We start from the raw sequence: 19,800 nt of genomic DNA, 5'->3' as shown, positions 1-19,800 counted from the left end.
TAAAAAGCCAAGCCTAAAAATAGGTTTGGCTTTTTTTATTTAAATTAGATTATAAAAAGGAGTACTATGAGAGCATTAATTAGTGTAAGTGATAAAAGTGGAGTTGTAAATTTTGCAAAAGAGCTTGTAAAACTTGGGTATGAGATTATTTCAACAGGTGGAACATATAGTAAATTAAAAGATGAAGGGGTTGCTGTAATTGAAGCAAATGAAGTTACAAAATTTCCTGAGTGTTTTGAAGGTAGAGTAAAAACTTTAAATCCATATATTCATGGTGGAATTTTGCATAGACGAGATAAACAATCTCATCTTGATGAGGCAAAAGAGTTAGGTGTAGAAGGGATTGATTTAGTTTGTGTAAATTTATACCCATTTAAAGCAACAATTGAAAAAACTAATGATTTTGAAGAGATTATTGAAAATATTGATATTGGTGGACCAGCAATGGTGCGAAGTGCTGCTAAAAACTTTGATAGCGTGATTATTGTAACAGATGTTGCTGATTATGATTTAGTATTAAATAATCTTAAAAATAATACAAATACTTACGAGTTTAGAAGAGATTTAATGATTAAAGCTTATGAGCACACAGCTTCTTATGACTCTATGATTGCAAACTATATGAACAGAAGATTTAACAATGGATTTGGAGATAAACAATTTATTGTAGGATCTAAAGTGTTTGATACAAGATATGGAGAAAATCCACATCAAAAAGGTGCTTTATATGAGTTTGAATCTCAATTTTCAAATAAATTTAAAGTAATCAAAGGAGAGCCAAGTTTTAATAATATGGGTGATATTAGTGGAGCTGCTAGAATTGCTGCATCGTTTGGAACTGACAATGCTGTTTGTATAGTAAAACATGGAAATCCATGTGGATTTGCTATTAAAGATACACTCTTAGACTCATATATTGAAGCTTTAAAATGTGACCCTGTAAGTGCTTTTGGAGGAGTAGTTGCTGTTAATGGAACTGTTGATAAAGCATTAGCAGAGAAAATGAATGAAATTTTCCTTGAAGTTGTTTTTGCAGCTGATTTTACTGCAGATGCAGTTGAAGTTTTTGAAACTAAAAAAAGAATTAAACTATTCTCTCAAGGAACAAAATATTTAGAACTAGCAAATGATAGTTTTGATTTCAAAAGAGTTGATGGTGGATTTGTATATCAAGAGGCTGATAAAGTTGCAGATGATGAGGTTAGAAACTCTAAGCTTATGTCAAAAAGAGCTGCAAGTGAACAAGAGATAAAAGATATGGAAATTGCATATAAAATTGCATCACTTACAAAATCAAACTGTGTTGTGTATGTTAAAAACTCTGCAATGGTAGCTGTTGGTATGGGTATGACATCTAGAGTTGATGCTTCTAAAGCAGCACTTAGAAAAGCCGCTGATATGGGGTTAGATGTAACTGGAGCTGTTTTAGCATCTGAAGCATTTTTCCCATTTAGAGATAGTATTGATGAGGCACAAAAAGCTGGAGTTAAGTGTGTAATTGAGCCAGGTGGAAGTATTAGAGATGATGAGATTATTGAAGCTTCTAATGAATATGATATGGCTCTATATTTCTCAGGAATTAGACACTTTTTACACTAAAAATCTATACCAATTTTGGTATAGATTAAAAATGAGGTATATTTTGAAAAATTTCAAGTTTTATATATTTTTAATACTTCTTCTTCATACAACTCTTTTTTCAAAAGATTTAACAAAAGTTAAGTTACAACTAGCATGGTTTGATCAATTTCAATATGCTGGTTATTATGTTGCAAAAGAGAAAGGGTTTTATGAGGAAGTTGGGCTAGATGTTGAAATTTTACCATTTTCATTTGATAAAAATATTGTAAAAAGTGTAAATGATGCAGAAATAGAGTTTGCAATAGGTAGAGAAAATCTTATCTTAGATAAATCAAACTATGAAAATATTGTTGTACTAATGGCACTTTTTCAAGCCTCACCTATTCAAATAATTGCTAAAAAAAGTTCAAATATAAAATCTTTAGAAGATTTTAAAAATAGAAAACTAATGATAACTAGTGATGACTCTATTGAGGTATCTTTAAAAGCTATGCTAACTTCAAGAAAAATCGATATAAAAAATATAAAACTAATTCCTCACTCTCATAATATTCAAGATTTAATAGATGATAAAGTTGATTTAATGACTGCATATAGTTCGAAATCTCCATATTGGTTAAATCAACATGGTATAGAGTACATAACTTTTGCTCCTAGAGATTATGGGTTTGATATGTATAGTGATTTTTTATATACAAATAAAAGTATGATAGATTTTAATCCAGATATTGCACTAAAATTTAGAAATGCTAGTTTAAAAGGCTGGGAAGAAGCATTTAATAATATAGAAGAGACAGCAAGGCTCATATTTACAGGGTATAATACTCAAGATTTAAGATTAGAAGAGTTGATTTTTGAAGCAAATGAGTTAAAAAAATTAGCATATTTAGATAATAGTATTTTAGGGAATATAAAAGAGGAAAAAGTACAAAGAATATATGATTTATACAATATTATGGGATTTATTCAAAAAGAGTTTAAAGTAGAAGAGTTTATTGCTTTTAAAAATAGTAATAAACTAAATGAGTGGTTTATTTTAAATTTTGGTGACTATTACAATTTATCATCTCTTTTTAAATTTTTATTTATTATTTCTATAATATTTTTTGTGATTTTTTATAGACAATATCTTCTTAAAAATGCAAATAAAAGATTAAAAAGTTTAGTTAAATTAAAAACAAAAAGATTGCATGATGTAAATAAAAAGTTAGCAAATAAAATAAAAAAAGAGTTAGAGATAAATTTAGAAAAAGATAGAATTCTAGCTCAACAACAAAAGATGATCTCTATGGGTCAAATGATAGAGAATATCGCTCATCAGTGGAGACAACCATTATCTATAATTAGTACAAGAGCAAGCACTTTGAAGCTAAAAAATGATTTAAATATACTAGAGAATAAAGAGTTGAATGAGGCTTTAGAACAAATTGTTAGTACATCTAACTATCTATCTCAAACAATTGATGACTTTAGATATTTTTTTAAACCACAAAAAGAGAAAGCGGTTTTCTCTTTGAGTTTGGCTATACAAAAAAGTATTGAACTTACAAAATTAAGTTTAGAGCAAAATGATATAAAAGTAGTATTTAAAGAGCGAGAAATTGATATTTATGGTTATGAAACAGAGCTTATACAAGTTTTCATAAATGCAATAAACAATTCAAAAGATGCTTTTTTTGAAAAAAATATTAAAGATAAATTGATATTAATAAATCTAAAAATTATAAAAAATAGAGTACATATTGAGTTTTTAGATAATGCCTTAGGTGTTCCTGAAATGATAATAAATAAGATATTTGAACCATATTTTACAACCAAACATCAATATAATGGGACAGGAATAGGGCTTTATATGTCAAGCGAAATTATTACAAAACATATGAAAGGTAGTATATTTATGGTAAATTGTGATTTTACATATGAACAACAACTTTATAAAGGAGCAAAACTTACAATTGTTTTGGATATTGCAAAGAGATGAAAATTAATTTAGAAATAGATAAAAATCACATTTGGCATCCTTACAACTCTTTACCATCAAAAACTCCTATTTGGGCTGTTAAAAAGACAAAAAATTGTAAGATTTTTTTAGAAGATGGAAGAGTTTTAGTTGATGCAATGAGCTCTTGGTGGAGTGCAATTCATGGATATAATAACAAAAAAATATATAAAGCTTTGAAAAAACAGGCAAAAATTATGCCTCATATTATGTTTGGTGGATTAACTCACGAACCAGCAACTACTTTAGCACAAAAATTAGTAAAACTTACAGGACTTAACTCGGTATTTCTTTGTGACAGTGGAAGTGTTTGTGTTGAAGTTGCTTTAAAAACAGCTATTTTGTACCAAAAAGCAAAAGCTAAAGATAGATATAAGTTTTTAGCACTAAAAAATTCATATCATGGAGATACTTTAGGGGCAATGAGCGTTTGTGACCCGAAAAACTCTATGCACTCTTTATATGGAGATTATTTAAGCAAAAATATATTTGTAAAAGCACCAGATTTAGGATTTGAATCAGATTTTAGTGAAGCTTTAAAAGATTTAGAAGATAAATTAGAAAAACATAAAGATGAATTAGCCGCTTTCATAGTTGAACCAGTTGTTCAAGGAGCTGGTGGAATGAGAATTTATAATCCAAAATATCTTGAAGAGGCAAAAAAACTTTGTGAAAAATATGATATTTTATTGATTTTTGATGAGATAGCAACAGGTTTTGGGCATACAGGAGAGATGTTTGCTTTTAATCATACAAATATAAAACCAGATATTTTAACTATTGGAAAAGGTCTTACAGGTGGAACTTTAACAATGGCTGCTATGCTTACAAGTAAAACTATAAGTGATACAATCTCTTCAAGCTCTATTGGTGTATTAATGCATGGACCAACTTTTATGGCAAATCCATTAGCTTGTAGTGTTGCAAGTGCTAGTATTGATGAGCTTTTAAACTCACCTTGGAAAAAAAGAGTAGAAAAAATAGAGAAGCATTTTAAAAAAGAGTTAGAGATATTAAAAGATAACTCTATAGTTTATGATGTAAGAGTTATTGGCTCTATTGCTGTTATTGAATTAAAAAGTAGTGATTATGCTTCAATATTGCAGGATTTTTGTGTTCAAAATGGTGTTTGGCTTCGTCCTTTTGGAAAACTTTTTTACTCAATTGTTTCATACACAATTACTAAAAAAGAGTTGTTTAAAATAACTAAGACTATGATTGAAGCTATTAAATATTTAGAGATAAAAAACAGATAGGTTTAAAGGATTTGAAATGCCAGTTATAAATATTAAAATGACACATGAAGATGGCGGAGCTACAAAAGAGCAAAAAGAGAGATTAATAGAGGGAATCACAAAACTATTTGCAGATACTTTTGATGGAAGAGGCGCAAAAAGTGCAGTTGTAATTATTGAAGAGCTATCTTGTGATAACTATGGAATTGGTGGAAAAAGTATCACTAATATTAGAAAAACTTCTAGCAAGTAAGCAAATATTGCTTACTTTATACAGTTAAAACAGAATAGCTCTCATCTTTTAGAGCATTTGTTAAAAGCTCACCTGTGTGAGTTATCTCAATTCCTAGTTTTTCTAGCTCCTCTCTCGCCCCATAATCCTCAACACAAACAATACAAGCACTCATTTTTACACCTGTGCTTAAAATATGTTTTAGTTTCTCTTGAATAAAAGTATCTTTTACAAGTAAAATAGATGGACCCCAAAGCATCAAATGAGCAGTTTTGAAATAATTTCGCTCTAAAACCACACTTGAGTATAAAAGTGGAAAATTAGTTGCAACTTCAATATCTGCATTTGACCATACTATTAGTAGGTTTTCTTTTTGCATTTTACCTTCTCCTTAAATTGATAAAGTTATAATATTTTTTTAAATAAATATAATACTATTTAAAAGGAAAAGAGTAGATGAAATATAATCAATTAAATGATGAAGAGAGATATGTAATAGAACAAAAAGGAACAGAGTATCCTTTTAGCGGAGTTTACAACGATTTTTATGAAGATGGAGTATATTTATGTAAAAAGTGTGATTCACAACTTTATAGAAGTGAAGATAAATTTAAATCATCTTGTGGTTGGCCAAGTTTTGATGATGAGATAGAGGGTGCTATAAAAAGAGTTTTAGATGCCGATGGAAGAAGAGTTGAGATTGTTTGTGCATCTTGTGGTGGACATTTAGGGCATGTTTTTGAAAACGAAGGATTTACTTCAAAAAATATTAGACACTGTGTTAATTCTGTGTCACTAAAATTTATTAAAAAATAGATGATTATAAGGATTTTTAATGATAGATAAAAAATATGATAAATATATATTTGCTTTAATTATGGGAACTGTAATGAGCTTCATTATGAGCTTTATTATTACATTTATAAATTTAGGATTAGTAGATGGTTTTTTTTATAGATGGATGGAAGCTTTTTTTAAAGCTGCAATTTGTGCAATTCCTATAATAGTTTTTGTTGCTCCAAATGTAAGAAAAGCTGTAAATATTATTGTAAAACAAGATTAAAAAGGATTATTATGAAAGAAGCAAAAGCATATTTTGCTGGTGGTTGTTTTTGGGGAGTAGAGTACTATTTTCAAAAACAAAATGGTGTAAAAAGTGTAGTTTCTGGTTATATGGGAGGGTTTGTAGATAATCCAACATATGAGATTGTTTCAAGTGGATTTAGTGCTCATTTAGAAACTGTTGAGCTTGTTTATGATGAGAGTGTTGTTGATTTTGAAACTTTAGCAAAGCTATTTTTTGAAATACATGATTTTACTCAAACAAATGGTCAAGGTCCAGATATAGGTTCCCAATATCTTTCAGCGATATTTTATTGCAATGAAGAGCAAAAAAGCATATCACAAAATTTGATAGCTACTTTACAAAAAAAAGGGTACAAAGTGGCAACCACTTTATACCCTGAAGTAACTTTTTATAAAGCTGAAAATTACCATCAAAATTACTATAACAAAACAGGAAAACTCCCTTATTGTCACGCCTATAGAAAAATTTTCTAGTTACTAACACCTAAGATATAGTAGATTGGTTTTTTATCCAATCTCTCTATATCTACATTATATTTTTTTGCCCATTTCCAAACAGCATCGTGAAACTCTTCTAAAATCTCATCTGAATCAGCTTCATCACATTTTATTTTAAAATAGTCAGTTTTATTTGATAAACCAACATAAGAATTTAATTTTTTTAATTGATCATTTAATGTTAAGATATGTTTTGCAAATTTTTCATAACCTTTTGTAACATCAATTGCTTTTTGAGCCTGTTTTAAAGATCCTTCATTATTTGAGTATCCAAGTTGTGATAATATAACTTCAGCTGTTACGTCTAGTTGCATAGAGATCCTTTTTATTTAAATTTTTATATACTAGCAAAACAATTTAAAATATTAATTTAAAGGATGCTTAATGTCAGTTTTAATGAGTTTAGCAATGTTTCCAACAAACACAGTTGGAAGTAAAAGTAAAGAGGTTTCAGAAGTTTTAAATATAATAAAAAATAGTGGATTAAAATATCAATTAACATCAATGAGTACAATAGTTGAGGCAAAAACATTAAAAGAGCTTTTGGATTTAGTAAATCTTTGTTATTTAAAGCTTGAAGAGTTAGGATGCAGTAGAGTTTATGCGACTCTTAGTTTTGATATAAGAATTAGTGGTGAAAATAGAATAGAGAGTAAAATAAAATCCGTAGAGAAGCATATTGGGGAAGTTTCTAAATAGTTTTAGTATAATAAAAAAATTTTAAAAAGGGGAGATTATGTCATTTGACAAGTTTTATGAAAAAAGTCGTAGATTAAATGCAAATATGAGTTTAGATGAGTTTAAAGCAAAACTAGAAGAGGGAAATGGAAGTTTTTTAAGTGAAATACATTCAAAATTTATATATAGAACAAAAGATGAGATATTAAAACCATATCAAGTAGAGTTAATTAAACTTCAAGAGCATCTTGAAAAACATAATGAAAAGATGATTATACTTATGGAAGGAAGAGATGCTTCTGGAAAAGGTGGAGCTATTAGAAGAATTACTAGATATATGAATGAAAAGCATTATAGAGTGGTTGCACTTGGAAAACCTTCAGATGTTCAAAAAACACAATGGTATTTTCAAAGATATGTAGAGCAATTTCCAAAAGGTGGAGAGATAGTAATATTTGATAGAAGTTGGTACAATAGAGCTATGGTAGAGCCTGTTTTTGGATTTTGTACACAAAAAGAGTATGAAGTATTTATGAATAGTGTTCAAAGATTTGAAGAGGATTTGATTGATCATGGTATTCACTTTTTAAAAATTTATCTATCTGTTTCAAAAGAGGAGCAAGCAAGAAGATTTGAAGAGAGAGAAGAGAATCCTTTAAAACAGTGGAAATTAAGTGAGATTGATTTACAAATGCAAAGCAGGTGGGAAGAGTTCACTCAAAAAAAATATGATATGTTAAAAAGAACAAATACTGAAAAATCTCCATGGACAATCATAAGAAGTGATACAAAATTTTTAGCAAGACTAAATTCAATTAAAGTTATTTTAAACTCTGTTGATTATGAAGGAAGAGATCCTAGACTTGATTATGAAGTTGATAAAGATATTGTAATTACAGCAAATAGAGAGCTAGAAATTATGGATTATAAGAAAAAAGCAGGAATAACTCAAGGTTTAATATAAAACATAAAAAGTGTATAAATTAGTTTTTATACACTTTTTTAATATTTTCTACTTTTGATGACAAATTTAATAAAAGCATATCAGCAAGAACTAATGCCATCATAGACTCAGCAACAACACTTCCTCTTATAGCAACACAAGGGTCATGTCTTCCTTTTAATTTGCACTCTACCTCATTTCCATAAATATCAACTGTATCTTGTTCTATAAAAATAGATGGAGTAGCTTTGAAATGTACTTTTACATTTATATCATCGCCATTTGAAATTCCACCAAGCATTCCACCACTATGATTTGTTTTAAATCCACTTTTTCTTATTTGGTCATTGTTATCAAATCCCAAAACTCTAGATGCTAAAATTCCATCACCAATTTCAACAGCTTTAACAGCGTTTATACTCATCATTGCATTTGCAATTTGTGCATCCAATTTATGATAAATTGGCTCTCCCAAACCTATTGGAGTATTTTTTACATTTATAAGTGCTACTCCACCAACACTATTATGAGAGTTTTTGGCTTTTAAAATAGCATTTTTCTGAGCATCTTCAACATTTGAATCAAGTGCAAAAATTTCTGAATTTCTAGCATTTTCAAAGTTAAAACTATCTGCTTTTATACCATCTATTTCACAAATTCCACTTCTTATATCAATATTTAACTCATTTAATAGAAGTTTTGCAATAGCTCCTGCTGCAACTCTAGCTGCTGTTTCACGAGCCGAGCTTCTTCCACCACCTCTATAATCTCTAATTCCATATTTATTAAAATATGTAAAATCAGCATGACCTGGTCTGAATAAATCTTTTATATTTGAGTAGTCACTTGATTTTTGGTTCTCATTAAAAATAATCATAGCAATGCTTGTGCCAGTTGAATACCCTTCAAAAACACCACTTAAAATCTCAACAACATCGCCTTCTTTTCTTTTTGTAGCAAACTCATTTTGACCTGGTTTTCTTCTATTCATTTCACCTTGAATAAACTCTTCATCAATTTTTATTCCAGCTGGAACTCCATCAACTATACAACCAAGGGCTTTCCCATGAGATTCACCAAAAGTTGTAAATCTAAATCTATGTCCAAATGTATTCAATATTAATCCTCTTTTAATTTTTCTATAGCAATTTTTGCAGCTGCTTGTTGTGCTAATTTTTTACTTTTTCCGCTAGCTTTTCCAAAGTTCTTACCATCTATCCAAATAGATACTTCAAACTCTTTTTTATGATCAGGTCCATAAGATCCTTCAATAACATATTCAGGAATTGATGCAAATTTTGCTTGAGTAATCTCTTGAAGTGCAGTTTTATAATCACTAAATAAAACATCTAAATTTATCTTATCGTAAGAGTTTTCAAGAAGATTTAAAATAATTGGTTTTAAAGTATCTAAACCACTCTCTAAATATATTGCTCCCATAATAGCTTCAAAAGCATCTGATAGAATTGAGGATTTTGTTCTTCCTTTATTTCTCTCTTCAGCATTTGAGATAAATATATAATCACCCAAATTTATCTCATTTGCTAATCTTGTAAATCCAGTCTCATTTACCAAACTAGCTCTTATTTTAGAAAGCTCTCCCTCATTTGAAGTTGGAAATTTTGTGTATAAATACTCTCCAACTATAAGGTTTAAAACAGCATCTCCTAAAAACTCTAATCTTTCATTGTTGTATGGTTTTTTGAAACTTTTGTGTGTAAGTGCTTCGATTATCAGGTTTTTATTTTTAAACTGATAATCCAAACACTTTTCAAGTTTTGAATAATCGCTCATATTGCTCCTTTTAAAATTTTTGTAAGTATATCAAAAATATACTATTTTTATTGTAGTGATTGGTTTGTATTAATGAAACCTTTTACTAAGTGATGTTTAACTTTTAAAGATAAAATAGAGTGGCAATTTGGACATCTTGTATCAAAAAATGGAGAGGATTGTTTACAAGAACTACATATAAATTCAAAATTTAAATCACCTTTTTTTCTATCCTTATGTCTATTTATTAAAATCAATAGATCTAAATCAAAATCTAAACTAGAGTCCACACTATTTATATACCCTTTTGAAGTGTAAAGTTCTTGTAAAAATGGTATGTTTTCAATAGCTTTAAAATCAATTTCATCTTTTGGTAAATACCATAAAATATCAATTATATCTTCAAAATTGAACTTATTTATATTTTTATAAAAAAACTCTTTATTAAAATTTATTATAAAATTTAAAAAAACTCTCTCTAAAACTTTATTATCTAAGTATAACTCATATAGTTTTTTTGTTCTTTTTTCATTTGTTAAAACAGAGTCATTTAAAATAATCATATAATCAAAATAGATTTTTTCTAAACTCAAATCAACATCTAACTCCTCTAAAGAGTTACATATCTCTTTAGCTTTTGTATAGTTTTTCATCTTCTCATTTACTAAAATAAGGTTAGTTAATGCATTTTTATTTCTTGGAGAGAATTTTAAAATTTGAAGAAATATATCGTTTGATCTTTGTAGAAAACCACCTTTTAAATATGTAGCTCCTAAAACTTCAAGTAGTTCCTCTTTTTTTACTCTATCTTGAACAACTTCTAATAGTGCTAAATATACACTAATTGCCCTATTTAAATCACCTTTATGTAAAAATGTATTTGCTAAAAGTAAAATAGAGTCAAAAGGAAGATTATAAGTTTTGTATAAATTAACATAGTCATTCTCTTTTAATTTACCAAGCTCAAATCTTTTTGATAGTTTTCTATACTCTTTTCTTCCCTCTCTCTCTTTATAAAGTCCATAAGAGTAAGTTATAAATGATATTAAAAAAATAAGAAAAAAGAAAAAAATAACACCAACTATTGGATCTCTATATCCTAAAATTAAACTATCCATTGAAGTCCTCTTTAAATTTTAAAAAATCATATTATCATAAAAGTACATATAAAAAAATAAAAGAGTATAATTCGCGCCATGATAAAAAAAGAGTCAATAGAGAGTTTAAAAAATCAATTAGATATTGTAGATGTAGTTTCACAATATATTGAATTAAAAAAAAATGGAGCAAATTTTAAGGCTTGTTGCCCATTTCATAATGAAGATACACCATCATTTGTTGTAAGTCCATCAAAGCAGATATATCACTGTTTTGGTTGTCAAGTTGGTGGAGATAGTATCAAATTTGTAATGGAGTATGAAAAACTCAGTTACCCTGAAGCTATTGAAAAGTTAGCAAATCTTACAAATTTTACTCTTCAATATGAAGAGAGTAGTGCTAAAAAAACTGATACAAAAGTAATTGATGCTATTAAAAATTTTTACCAAAAACAGTTTATTGCAAATGATTCAATAAAAGATTATTTAAAACAAAGAGGCGTTTTTGAATCATTTATAGAGAAGTTTGAAATAGGTTATGCATCTAGTTCAAGCTCAACTATAGATTTTTTAAAACAAAATCATTATAACCTAAATGATGCTATTGAGTTAGGAGTTATTAGCCAAGGAGATAGTGGATTATATGCAAGATTTATTGATAGAGTAATTTTTCCAATATACTCTATCAATGGTAAACTTGTAGGTTTTGGTGGTAGAACTTTAACAAATCATGGTGCAAAATATGTAAACTCACCTCAAACACAAATATTTAATAAATCAAAACTTTTATATGGTTACCATTTAGCAAAAGAGAAAATCTATAAAACAAATAAATTAATAGTTTGTGAAGGTTATTTGGATGTAATAATGCTTCATCAAGCAGGGTTTTCAAATGCAGTTGCAACATTAGGAACAGCTCTTACAAAAGATCATCTTCCACTTTTAAGAAGAGGTGAACCAAAAATTATTTTAGCTTATGATGGAGATAAAGCTGGATTAAATGCTGCTTTTAAAGCCTCTTTGATGCTTAGTCAAAGTGGATTTGATGGTGGGGTTGCAGTTTTTGAAGATGGAAATGATCCAGCTGATATGGTTAAAGATAATAAAATAAATGAGCTTGAGAAAAAGTTTTTAGAACCAAAACCCTTTATAAATTTTGCTTTGGACTACATAATAGATTCATATGATATCTCAAATCCAATTGAGAAGAAAAAAGCACTAAAAGATTCAAATGATTATTTAAATACCTTAGATATTCTGTTTCAAGAGGAGTATAAAAGATATATTGCCCAAAAATTAAATATAAAAGAGAACATGATCTCTACTTCAAAAAATGTAACTAGAAAAAATCAACAAAATTTAATGGCTTATGATATAGGTGAGCTTTGTATTATAAAATCAATTTTAGATAATCCAAAAAGGTTAGATATGGTTTTGGATTTAGTAACTCCTTCTATGTTTGAGCATCACGAAGATGAGTTTAAAGCACTCTTAAATGATATAAATGATGTTGTATTAAATAAAATTTTATTGAATGATAAACTTGAAGTTTATGATGATGAGAGATTAAACAAAGAGTTATTGGTTCTTTTATATAAATTTTATTCAAATAAACTTCTTAGTCTATCATATGAAACAAATATTGATTTTAAGGAAAAAGTTAATTTAATTAAAAAAATAAAAGATAATTTATATGAGTTAAAACAGGGAAAACTTACAAAATTTAATCTATAAATTAAACTAACTTTAATAAAATCTTAGGTAATATTCCCGTTCTAAATTAAAAAGATAGTATAAATTAAGCCAAAATTATGCTTGTAAAAAATAAGAGGAAAAGAAGATGTACGCAATTATCAAATGTGGTGGGAAGCAATATAAAGTATCTGAAGGTGATATTTTAGACATTGATTACACTGGAAAGGCTGCAAAAGAGACTTTAGAGATAACTGATGTTATAGCTGTAAATAACGGTGAATTAAAAACTGGAGATGCAGTATCTAATGCTAAAGTTGAAGCAGTAGTAGTTCTTGATGGAACTGGTGTAAACAGAGCGAAAAAAGTTGTAATTTACAAAAAAAGAAGAAGAAAAGACTCTAAACTTAAAAGAGGGTTTAGAAAAAGCTTCACAAAAATTAGAATTACAAAAATTGCTGCTTAAGCAATAATCAAATTTAAGGAGAAATAAAATGGCTCACAAAAAAGGTCAAGGTAGTACTCAAAATAATAGAGACTCAGCTGGTAGAAGACTTGGAGTTAAAAAATATGGTGGAGAGGTTGTAAGTGCTGGAAACATCATCGTTAGACAAAGAGGAACAAAAGTTCATTTAGGTAACAATGTTGGAATGGGTAAAGATCATACAATCTACTCTTTAATTGACGGTGTTGTTAAATTTGAAATTAAAGACAAAAAAAGAAAAAAAGTTTCTGTTTACGCTGCTTCGTAAATAAGAGATTTAGCTTTTTGAAAAAGGGTGTATGCTTTGCCATACACCCTTTTTTTATTTATAAAGGAAAACTATGTTTATAGATAGTGCAAGATTTAGTGTAAGTAGTGGAAAAGGTGGGCAAGGTTGTGCATCTTTTAGAAGAGAGAAGTTCATAGTTCAGGGTGGTCCTGATGGTGGAGATGGTGGAAAAGGTGGAGATGTTTACTTTTTAGTAGATAATAATACAGATACTCTATCTTTTTACAAAGGAAGAAGAGTTTTTAAAGCTGACAAAGGTCAACCTGGAATGGGAAGACAAAAAACAGGAAAATCTGCTGACCCTTTAGTTTTAATTGTTCCTCCAGGGACACAAGTAATTGATGATGACACAAATGAAGTTATATTTGATTTACTTGAAATTGGAGAAAAGGTTCTTTTTTTAGAGGGTGGAAAAGGTGGGCTTGGAAATGTTCACTTTAAAAACTCAAGAAATCAAGCACCGACATATTTTCAGCCAGGACTTCCAGGAGTTACTAAAAATATAAGATTAGAGCTTAAATTAATTGCTGATGTTGGGCTTGTAGGTTATCCAAATGTTGGAAAATCAACTCTGATTTCAGTAACTTCAAATGCAACTCCAGAAGTTGCAAACTATGAGTTTACAACTTTAACTCCAAAACTAGGTGTTGTAAATGTTGGAGATTATAGCTCATTTGTTATGGCCGATATTCCAGGAATTATTGATGGAGCTAGTGAAGGAAAAGGTCTAGGATTGGAGTTTTTAAGACATATTGAAAGAACAAAAACACTTCTATTTGTAATTGATGTTGCAAATTATAGAACAATGATTGATCAATATAGAGTTTTAAAAGAGGAGTTACAAAAGTTTTCTCAAGAGTTATCACAAAGAAATTTTGCTATTGCTTTAAGTAAAATAGATGCTTATTATGGAGAAGATTTAAAAGAGGATATTAAAAACTTTTTAAAAGAGTTAAATTTAGAAGCTAGTAATAAAAATGAGTTTAAATTTGATGAGGAGTTACCATATTTTGTTCAAGATTTAATATTCTCAAAATATGATAGTAGTAAACCATATTTTGTTTTACCAATATCATCATTAAATAAGACAAATATAAAAGCTTTAACATTTGCACTATATGGAATGCAAGGAAAGTAGATGAAAAGGTTAGTTATTAAAGTAGGTACTGCTGTTTTAACTCAAGATAATGAATTAGCAATTAAAAGAATGCAAAATTTAGTTGAGTTAATTGCAAAATTAAAAATAGAGAAAAATTTAGATGTAATATTGGTAAGTTCAGGTGCAGTTGGAGCTGGTTATACAGAGTTAAAACTTGATAAAACTATTTTAGCAAATAAACAAACTCTTGCTGCTATTGGTCAACCAAAATTGATGAAAACTTATCAAGAGATGTTTTCAAAATATAATATAATAGCTGCTCAAATGCTATTTATTGCAGATGATTTTGATTCAAGAAAGAGAAGTCAAAATGCAAAAAATGTTATGGAGATATTGCTTCAAAACAGCGTTTTACCAATAATAAATGAAAATGATGTTATTTCAACAGAGGAGTTAATTGGAGATAATGACCAATTAGCAGCTTATGTAACACACTATTTTAAAGCCGATATGCTTGCAATTTTAACAGATATTGATGGATATTATAATAAAAATCCAAGAGAGTTTAGTGATGCACAACTTCAAAAAATTGTAAATGAAATAAGCGCTGATGAGCTTGATAAAAAGCCAAGTGCTAATTCGCTTTTTGCAACAGGTGGAATTGTAACAAAACTAAAAGCGGCAGATTTTTTAATGCAAAAAAATATTCCTATGTATCTAAGTAGTGGATTTGATTTAAAAAATGCTTATGATTTTTTATTAAATAATATACATAATAGTGGAACACTATTTAAAAAATAAGGATATATTTTGAGTAAAAAAGTTTTATTTATGGGGACACCATCTTATGCAACTGAGATTTTAAAAGAGCTTCTAGCTAGTAAATATGAAGTTGTTGGAATTTTCACTCAAGAGGATAAACCAGTAGGCAGAAAACAACTTCTTACACCTCCACATATAAAACAGTTTTGTATTGATAACTCGTTGGAGATACCAATTTTTCAACCCAAAAAACTAAAAGATAATTTAGTTGCATATTTATCAATTTTGGATTTAAAACCAGATTTTATTATTGTTGCAGCTTATGGACAAATTCTTCCAAAAGATATTTTAAATATTGCTCCTTGTATAAATCTTCACGCTTCAATTTTACCAAATTATAGAGGAGCAAGTCCTATTCAAGAGGGTATTTTAAATGATGATAAATATTTAGGAGTTACTTCTATGTTTATGGAAGAGGGTCTTGACTGTGGAGATATGTTGGGATTTTCATATTTAAGAAATGATAATCTACTTGTAGATGAAGCATTTGAAAAGTTATCAAAATTAGCAGCTAAGCTTACAATTACAACTTTAGACAATTTTGAAAATATAAAACCATTAAAACAAAACAACTGTGAAGCTACTTTTTGTAAAAAAATAAAAAAAGAGGATGGATTAGTTGATTTTTTTGATGCAAAAAAACTATTTTTAAAATATAAAGCTTACTCTTTTTGGCCAACAATATTTTTAAAATCTGATTTAAAAATAAAGGATATTGAGCTTATTGAAGAGAGTTCAAAAAATGAAGCTGGGAAAATTTTAGAGATATCAAAAGATTATATTATTGTATCTTGCTCAAATGGAAGTTTAAAAATTAAAACAATTCAAGCTCCATCCAAAAAAGCTATAAATGCTGTTGAGTATATTAGAGGACAAAGATTGGAAATTGGAGATATTTTAGAGTAATTACAAAGCATATAAATGCTTTTGTAATTTATGCTAAATAGCTTGTAAATATAGTAATTGTAAATAGACTTAAAATAACACCTAAAACCAAACTATTAATTGCAATTTTCTCATCTAATCCACCTTTTATAGCTAAAACTGCTGCCATAGTCATTGGTGGCATTGCAACTTCAATAATTGTAACTTTAATCCAAGTTTCATCTAAATTATAAAAATAGTTAAATAAAAATAACACAACTATAGGAACAAAAATCATCTTTAAAATTACAGCAATTGTTACAATATGAAGTTTTGAAAATATATGTTTTAGTTGAAGTTTCATTCCAATAGCTACCATTGCAATAGGAACTAAAGTTGAGCCTAAATTATCTGTTGTGTGTATTAAAAAGTTTGGAACTTCAAAGTTTTTTGCAATTAATGTTGCAAAAAATATTATCATAGGAGGAAATAAAAAGATTGATTTTGAAATAGATGTGATACTATTTTTTCTTCCGCTTCCCCAAGTGATTATAAACATACCAACAGAAACTAAAAGTAAAAATGAACCAAAAATATCATAAATAAGTCCATAAACTATAAAATCTTGTCCATAAAAAGCATCAATATAAGAAAAACCTATAAATGAAGTATTTCCAAAAGTTGCCATAATCACAAAAGTAGCAAGATAAATTTTTTCTAATTTAAGAAGTTTACCTATTAAAAAAGATAGCAGTAAATTAAATAGAATAATTGCATTAAACATTAAAATTAGAAGCAAATGATCAAAACTTAAATCCAAAGGATAAATTTTTGAAAAAACAATTGCAGGAAGAGAAAAATAGATAATAAAATCTACAAGTTGTTTTGAATTATCTTGAAAAAATAGTTTATATAAGTAACCAAATAACAAATATAAAGCAATCGGTAAAACAGGGTCTAGCATTAAAATTCTCCTTCAAAATTTTGATTATAATTAATATACTCTTTTAATAAAATTATATATAATTTGCAAATGAAATTTATAAGATTAAAAACAGTTAATTCAACACAACTTTATTTAAAAGATTATATTAGTAAAAATGGCTATAAAGAGCCTATTTGCGTTGTATCAGATATACAAACTAATGGAATAGGAAGTAGAGGAAATAGTTGGCAAGGAGTTCTTGGGAATCTATTTCTCTCTTTTGTTTTAAATAAAAGCGATTTACCAAGTGATTTACCTTTGCAAAGTGCTAGTATATATTTTACATATATCTTAAAAGAGTTATTTACACAAAAAGGTTCTAAACTATTTTTAAAGTGGCCAAATGATTTTTATATAGAAAATAAAAAAATTGGTGGAGCAATTACTTCAACGACAAAAGATCTTCTTTTTTGTGGGATTGGAATCAATTTAAAAGAACCAAATAGTGATTTTGGAAAATTGGATATAAAGATAGATATTGATGAACTTTTAAATGAGTATTTTGAAAATATTTCTAAAAAAATTGAATGGAAGCAAATTTTTAGTCTTTTTAAGGTAGAATTTAGACATTCAAAAAAATTTCAAGCAACAATTGATGGTATCAAAGTTTCACTTGAAAATGCAGTTTTAAATGGTGATGGTTCTATACAAATTAACGATAAAAAGGTATTTAGTTTAAGATGACAGAGATTATTTCAATAGCAAATCAAAAAGGTGGAGTAGGAAAGACTACTACAGCTGTTAATCTTAGTGCTGCACTTGCACTAAATGGGAAAAAAGTGTTATTAATTGATGCAGATCCACAAGCAAATGCAACAACATCTTTAGGTTTTCATAGAGATACTTATGAATACAATATATATCATGTTATGCTTGGAACAAAAGAGCTTTCTGAAATAATTTTAGACTCTGAAATAGATAATTTAAAAGTTGCTCCTTCAAACATTGGTCTTGTTGGTATCGAAAAAGAGTTTTATAAAAATACAAAAGAGAGAGAGCTTGTATTAAAAAGAAAAATCGATACTATAAAAGATGATTATGATTATATTATTATAGATTCACCTCCAGCTTTAGGACCAATTACAATAAATACTTTAGGTGCTTCAACATCTGTATTAATACCAATTCAGTGTGAGTTCTTTGCACTTGAAGGTTTGGCACAGCTATTAAATACAATAAAATTAGTTAGGCAAACTATAAATAAAAATCTTGAGATAAAAGGTTTTTTACCAACAATGTATAGTTCACAAAATAACCTTTCAAAACAAGTTTTTGCTGATTTGGCACAACATTTTGAGAGTAAGCTATTTAAACTAGGAGATGATTCTTATATTGTAATTCCAAGAAATATAAAATTAGCAGAGAGTCCAAGTTTTGGTAAACCAATAATGCTTTATGATGTAACAAGTATTGGAACTAAAGCTTATGAAAATTTAGCAAAAGCAATAGTAGGATAGGAAAATGAAATTAGGTGGTAAAATGGCACTAGGAAGAGGCTTAGGTGAGCTTTTAGGAGAAGTTGAAACTGCTTATGAAAATTCAAATTCAAACTCAAATAGTAGTGGTGTTAAAAAAATTGAAGTCGCATTAATTGATGCAAATCCAAATCAACCAAGAAAAGTTTTTGACGAGACAAAACTTCAAGAGTTGAGTGACTCTATAAAAGAGCATGGACTTTTACAACCCATTGTTGTTGTTGAAAATGATAATGGAAGATATACTTTAATTGCTGGAGAGAGAAGACTTAGAGCTCATAAATTAGCCTCTTTAGAAGAGATTAGTGCGATTATTACAAATATAGATGAGTTAAAATTAAGAGAGCATGCTTTAATAGAGAATATTCAAAGAGAAGATTTAAATGTTATAGAGTTAGCATTTTGTTATGCACAACTTATAAATGAACACAATATCACTCATGAAGAGTTATCAAAAAAAGTGTTTAAAAGTAGAGCTTCAATTACAAATACTTTGAGACTTTTACAATTAAGTTCATATGTTCAACAATTTTTATCTTCTGGAAAATTAAGCGCTGGTCATGCAAAAGTTATGATAGGTTTAGATTCTAATATTCAAAAACAACTTTGTGATAAAATAATTAGTGAGGATTTATCTGTTAGAGAAGTTGAGAAATTAATAAAAGATATAAAAGAACAGAAAATTACTAAAGATATTAATGAGAAAAAAAATGTTACTAATAGTTACAATACTGAAGTTTTGAATAATTTTTTAGAAGTTTTAAAAAATGATAAAATCAAAGCAAAGATTGATAAAAACTCAATTAAAATTACTTTTAATTCTCAAGATGATATTGATAGAATAATTAGTTACTTAAATCTACAATAATATAAAAAAAATAGAAATTTTCACACTTTTAATATTTCCTTATAGAATATTTTGATAGAATTTAAACGTTTTAGTTAAACTAAACTGTAAAAATATGGAG

General features: G+C 27.9%; 24 protein-coding genes. 18 read left to right on the top strand and 6 right to left on the bottom strand.

Going from position 1 to position 19,800, the window contains the following annotated elements; genetic code table 11:
• Positions 1–66: 66 nt before the first annotated feature.
• The 4 genes from purH to CRU94_RS01125 are packed head-to-tail and all read left to right on the top strand — an operon-like array spanning position 67 to position 5,068.
• Positions 67–1,599: a bifunctional phosphoribosylaminoimidazolecarboxamide formyltransferase/IMP cyclohydrolase gene (gene purH / locus CRU94_RS01140; protein WP_129104999.1), complete on the top strand. Its 1,533-nt coding sequence runs from the start codon at positions 67–69 to the stop codon at positions 1,597–1,599.
• A 43-nt stretch (positions 1,600–1,642) separates the two neighbouring features.
• On the top strand, positions 1,643–3,562 hold the full coding sequence (locus CRU94_RS01135) for an ABC transporter substrate-binding protein (protein WP_258237345.1): 1,920 nt from the start codon (positions 1,643–1,645) through the stop codon (positions 3,560–3,562).
• A complete protein-coding gene (locus CRU94_RS01130; protein WP_258237344.1) occupies positions 3,559–4,836 on the top strand; it encodes an adenosylmethionine--8-amino-7-oxononanoate transaminase in 1,278 nt (425 codons plus the stop codon). Before CRU94_RS01135 ends, CRU94_RS01130 begins: the two co-directional genes overlap by 4 nt.
• Positions 4,837–4,852: 16 nt before the next feature.
• The gene (locus tag CRU94_RS01125; protein ID WP_129104997.1) at positions 4,853–5,068 is read left to right on the top strand and encodes a 2-hydroxymuconate tautomerase family protein; all 216 of its coding nucleotides are present in this window, start codon (positions 4,853–4,855) and stop codon (positions 5,066–5,068) included.
• Positions 5,069–5,084: 16 nt separating this feature from the next.
• Here the strand turns inward: CRU94_RS01125 and CRU94_RS01120 are convergent, their stop codons facing one another.
• Positions 5,085–5,426: a DsrE family protein gene (locus CRU94_RS01120; RefSeq protein WP_129104996.1), complete on the bottom strand. Its 342-nt coding sequence runs from the start codon at positions 5,424–5,426 to the stop codon at positions 5,085–5,087.
• Positions 5,427–5,503: 77 nt separating this feature from the next.
• Between CRU94_RS01120 and CRU94_RS01115 the strand changes: the two genes are divergently transcribed.
• Genes CRU94_RS01115 through msrA form a run of 3 tightly spaced genes read left to right on the top strand, consistent with a single transcriptional unit; the run spans position 5,504 to position 6,607 of the window.
• Positions 5,504–5,863, top strand: a complete 360-nt coding sequence (locus CRU94_RS01115) for a methionine-R-sulfoxide reductase (RefSeq protein WP_129104995.1) — start codon at positions 5,504–5,506, stop codon at positions 5,861–5,863.
• A 19-nt stretch (positions 5,864–5,882) separates the two neighbouring features.
• Positions 5,883–6,110 carry a DUF2798 domain-containing protein gene (locus tag CRU94_RS01110; RefSeq protein ID WP_129104994.1) on the top strand — a complete coding sequence of 76 codons (228 nt, stop codon included), beginning with the start codon at positions 5,883–5,885 and terminating at the stop codon, positions 6,108–6,110.
• Between the two features lie 11 nt (positions 6,111–6,121).
• Complete coding sequence (gene msrA / locus CRU94_RS01105) at positions 6,122–6,607, top strand: peptide-methionine (S)-S-oxide reductase MsrA (RefSeq protein ID WP_129104993.1); 486 nt, start codon at positions 6,122–6,124, stop codon at positions 6,605–6,607.
• Here msrA and CRU94_RS01100 read toward each other — a convergent pair.
• Positions 6,604–6,945: a hypothetical protein gene (locus CRU94_RS01100; protein ID WP_129104992.1), complete on the bottom strand. Its 342-nt coding sequence runs from the start codon at positions 6,943–6,945 to the stop codon at positions 6,604–6,606. The genes msrA and CRU94_RS01100 overlap by 4 nt on opposite strands.
• A 70-nt stretch (positions 6,946–7,015) precedes the next feature.
• Here CRU94_RS01100 and CRU94_RS01095 point away from each other — a divergent pair, with 70 nt between their 5' ends.
• Both CRU94_RS01095 and ppk2 read left to right on the top strand, forming a co-directional pair.
• Entirely contained in the window at positions 7,016–7,330 is a 315-nt protein-coding gene (locus CRU94_RS01095) for an MTH1187 family thiamine-binding protein (RefSeq protein WP_129104991.1), read from the top strand.
• A 37-nt stretch (positions 7,331–7,367) separates the two neighbouring features.
• Positions 7,368–8,273 (top strand): polyphosphate kinase 2, encoded by a 906-nt coding sequence (gene ppk2, locus CRU94_RS01090; protein WP_066350534.1) that lies wholly within the window; start codon positions 7,368–7,370, stop codon positions 8,271–8,273.
• Positions 8,274–8,292: 19 nt separating this feature from the next.
• On the opposite strand, the gene aroC is transcribed toward ppk2, so the two are convergent.
• The 3 genes from aroC to CRU94_RS01075 are packed head-to-tail and all read right to left on the bottom strand — an operon-like array spanning position 8,293 to position 11,143.
• Positions 8,293–9,369 carry a chorismate synthase gene (gene aroC, locus CRU94_RS01085; protein ID WP_129104990.1) on the bottom strand — a complete coding sequence of 359 codons (1,077 nt, stop codon included), beginning with the start codon at positions 9,367–9,369 and terminating at the stop codon, positions 8,293–8,295.
• Positions 9,370–9,371: 2 nt separating this feature from the next.
• Complete coding sequence (rnc, locus tag CRU94_RS01080; RefSeq protein ID WP_129104989.1) at positions 9,372–10,046, bottom strand: ribonuclease III; 675 nt, start codon at positions 10,044–10,046, stop codon at positions 9,372–9,374.
• A gap of 47 nt (positions 10,047–10,093) precedes the next feature.
• Positions 10,094–11,143, bottom strand: coding sequence for a tetratricopeptide repeat protein (locus CRU94_RS01075; RefSeq protein WP_129104988.1), 1,050 nt, complete (start codon positions 11,141–11,143; stop codon positions 10,094–10,096).
• A 78-nt stretch (positions 11,144–11,221) separates the two neighbouring features.
• Here CRU94_RS01075 and dnaG point away from each other — a divergent pair, with 78 nt between their 5' ends.
• From dnaG to fmt, 6 genes are all read left to right on the top strand, one after another.
• Positions 11,222–12,856, top strand: a complete 1,635-nt coding sequence (gene dnaG, locus CRU94_RS01070; protein WP_129104987.1) for a DNA primase — start codon at positions 11,222–11,224, stop codon at positions 12,854–12,856.
• 106 nt (positions 12,857–12,962) lie between these two features.
• Positions 12,963–13,280, top strand: a complete 318-nt coding sequence (rplU, locus tag CRU94_RS01065) for a 50S ribosomal protein L21 (protein ID WP_129104986.1) — start codon at positions 12,963–12,965, stop codon at positions 13,278–13,280.
• Positions 13,281–13,308: 28 nt separating this feature from the next.
• Entirely contained in the window at positions 13,309–13,566 is a 258-nt protein-coding gene (gene rpmA, locus CRU94_RS01060) for a 50S ribosomal protein L27 (RefSeq protein WP_129104985.1), read from the top strand.
• A gap of 73 nt (positions 13,567–13,639) precedes the next feature.
• Positions 13,640–14,725, top strand: coding sequence for a GTPase ObgE (gene obgE, locus CRU94_RS01055; protein ID WP_129104984.1), 1,086 nt, complete (start codon positions 13,640–13,642; stop codon positions 14,723–14,725).
• The gene (gene proB, locus CRU94_RS01050; RefSeq protein ID WP_129104983.1) at positions 14,726–15,487 is read left to right on the top strand and encodes a glutamate 5-kinase; all 762 of its coding nucleotides are present in this window, start codon (positions 14,726–14,728) and stop codon (positions 15,485–15,487) included.
• A gap of 9 nt (positions 15,488–15,496) precedes the next feature.
• Entirely contained in the window at positions 15,497–16,414 is a 918-nt protein-coding gene (gene fmt / locus CRU94_RS01045) for a methionyl-tRNA formyltransferase (RefSeq protein ID WP_129104982.1), read from the top strand.
• 28 nt (positions 16,415–16,442) lie between these two features.
• On the opposite strand, the gene CRU94_RS01040 is transcribed toward fmt, so the two are convergent.
• Positions 16,443–17,336: an AEC family transporter gene (locus CRU94_RS01040; RefSeq protein WP_129104981.1), complete on the bottom strand. Its 894-nt coding sequence runs from the start codon at positions 17,334–17,336 to the stop codon at positions 16,443–16,445.
• Positions 17,337–17,405: 69 nt separating this feature from the next.
• Here CRU94_RS01040 and CRU94_RS01035 point away from each other — a divergent pair, with 69 nt between their 5' ends.
• The 3 genes from CRU94_RS01035 to CRU94_RS01025 are packed head-to-tail and all read left to right on the top strand — an operon-like array spanning position 17,406 to position 19,700.
• The gene (locus CRU94_RS01035; protein WP_129104980.1) at positions 17,406–18,041 is read left to right on the top strand and encodes a biotin--[acetyl-CoA-carboxylase] ligase; all 636 of its coding nucleotides are present in this window, start codon (positions 17,406–17,408) and stop codon (positions 18,039–18,041) included.
• Positions 18,038–18,814, top strand: coding sequence for a ParA family protein (locus CRU94_RS01030; RefSeq protein ID WP_129104979.1), 777 nt, complete (start codon positions 18,038–18,040; stop codon positions 18,812–18,814). The genes CRU94_RS01035 and CRU94_RS01030 overlap by 4 nt, the downstream gene beginning before the upstream one ends.
• Before the next feature lie 22 nt (positions 18,815–18,836).
• Positions 18,837–19,700, top strand: coding sequence for a ParB/RepB/Spo0J family partition protein (locus tag CRU94_RS01025; protein WP_129105460.1), 864 nt, complete (start codon positions 18,837–18,839; stop codon positions 19,698–19,700).
• The last annotated feature ends 100 nt before the right edge of the window (positions 19,701–19,800 follow it).

Source organism: Arcobacter sp. AHV-9/2010, assembly GCF_004116575.1.
GTDB classification, from domain to species: Bacteria; Campylobacterota; Campylobacteria; order Campylobacterales; family Arcobacteraceae; genus Aliarcobacter; species Aliarcobacter skirrowii.
This window is presented reverse-complemented; position numbering and strand designations above follow the sequence as displayed.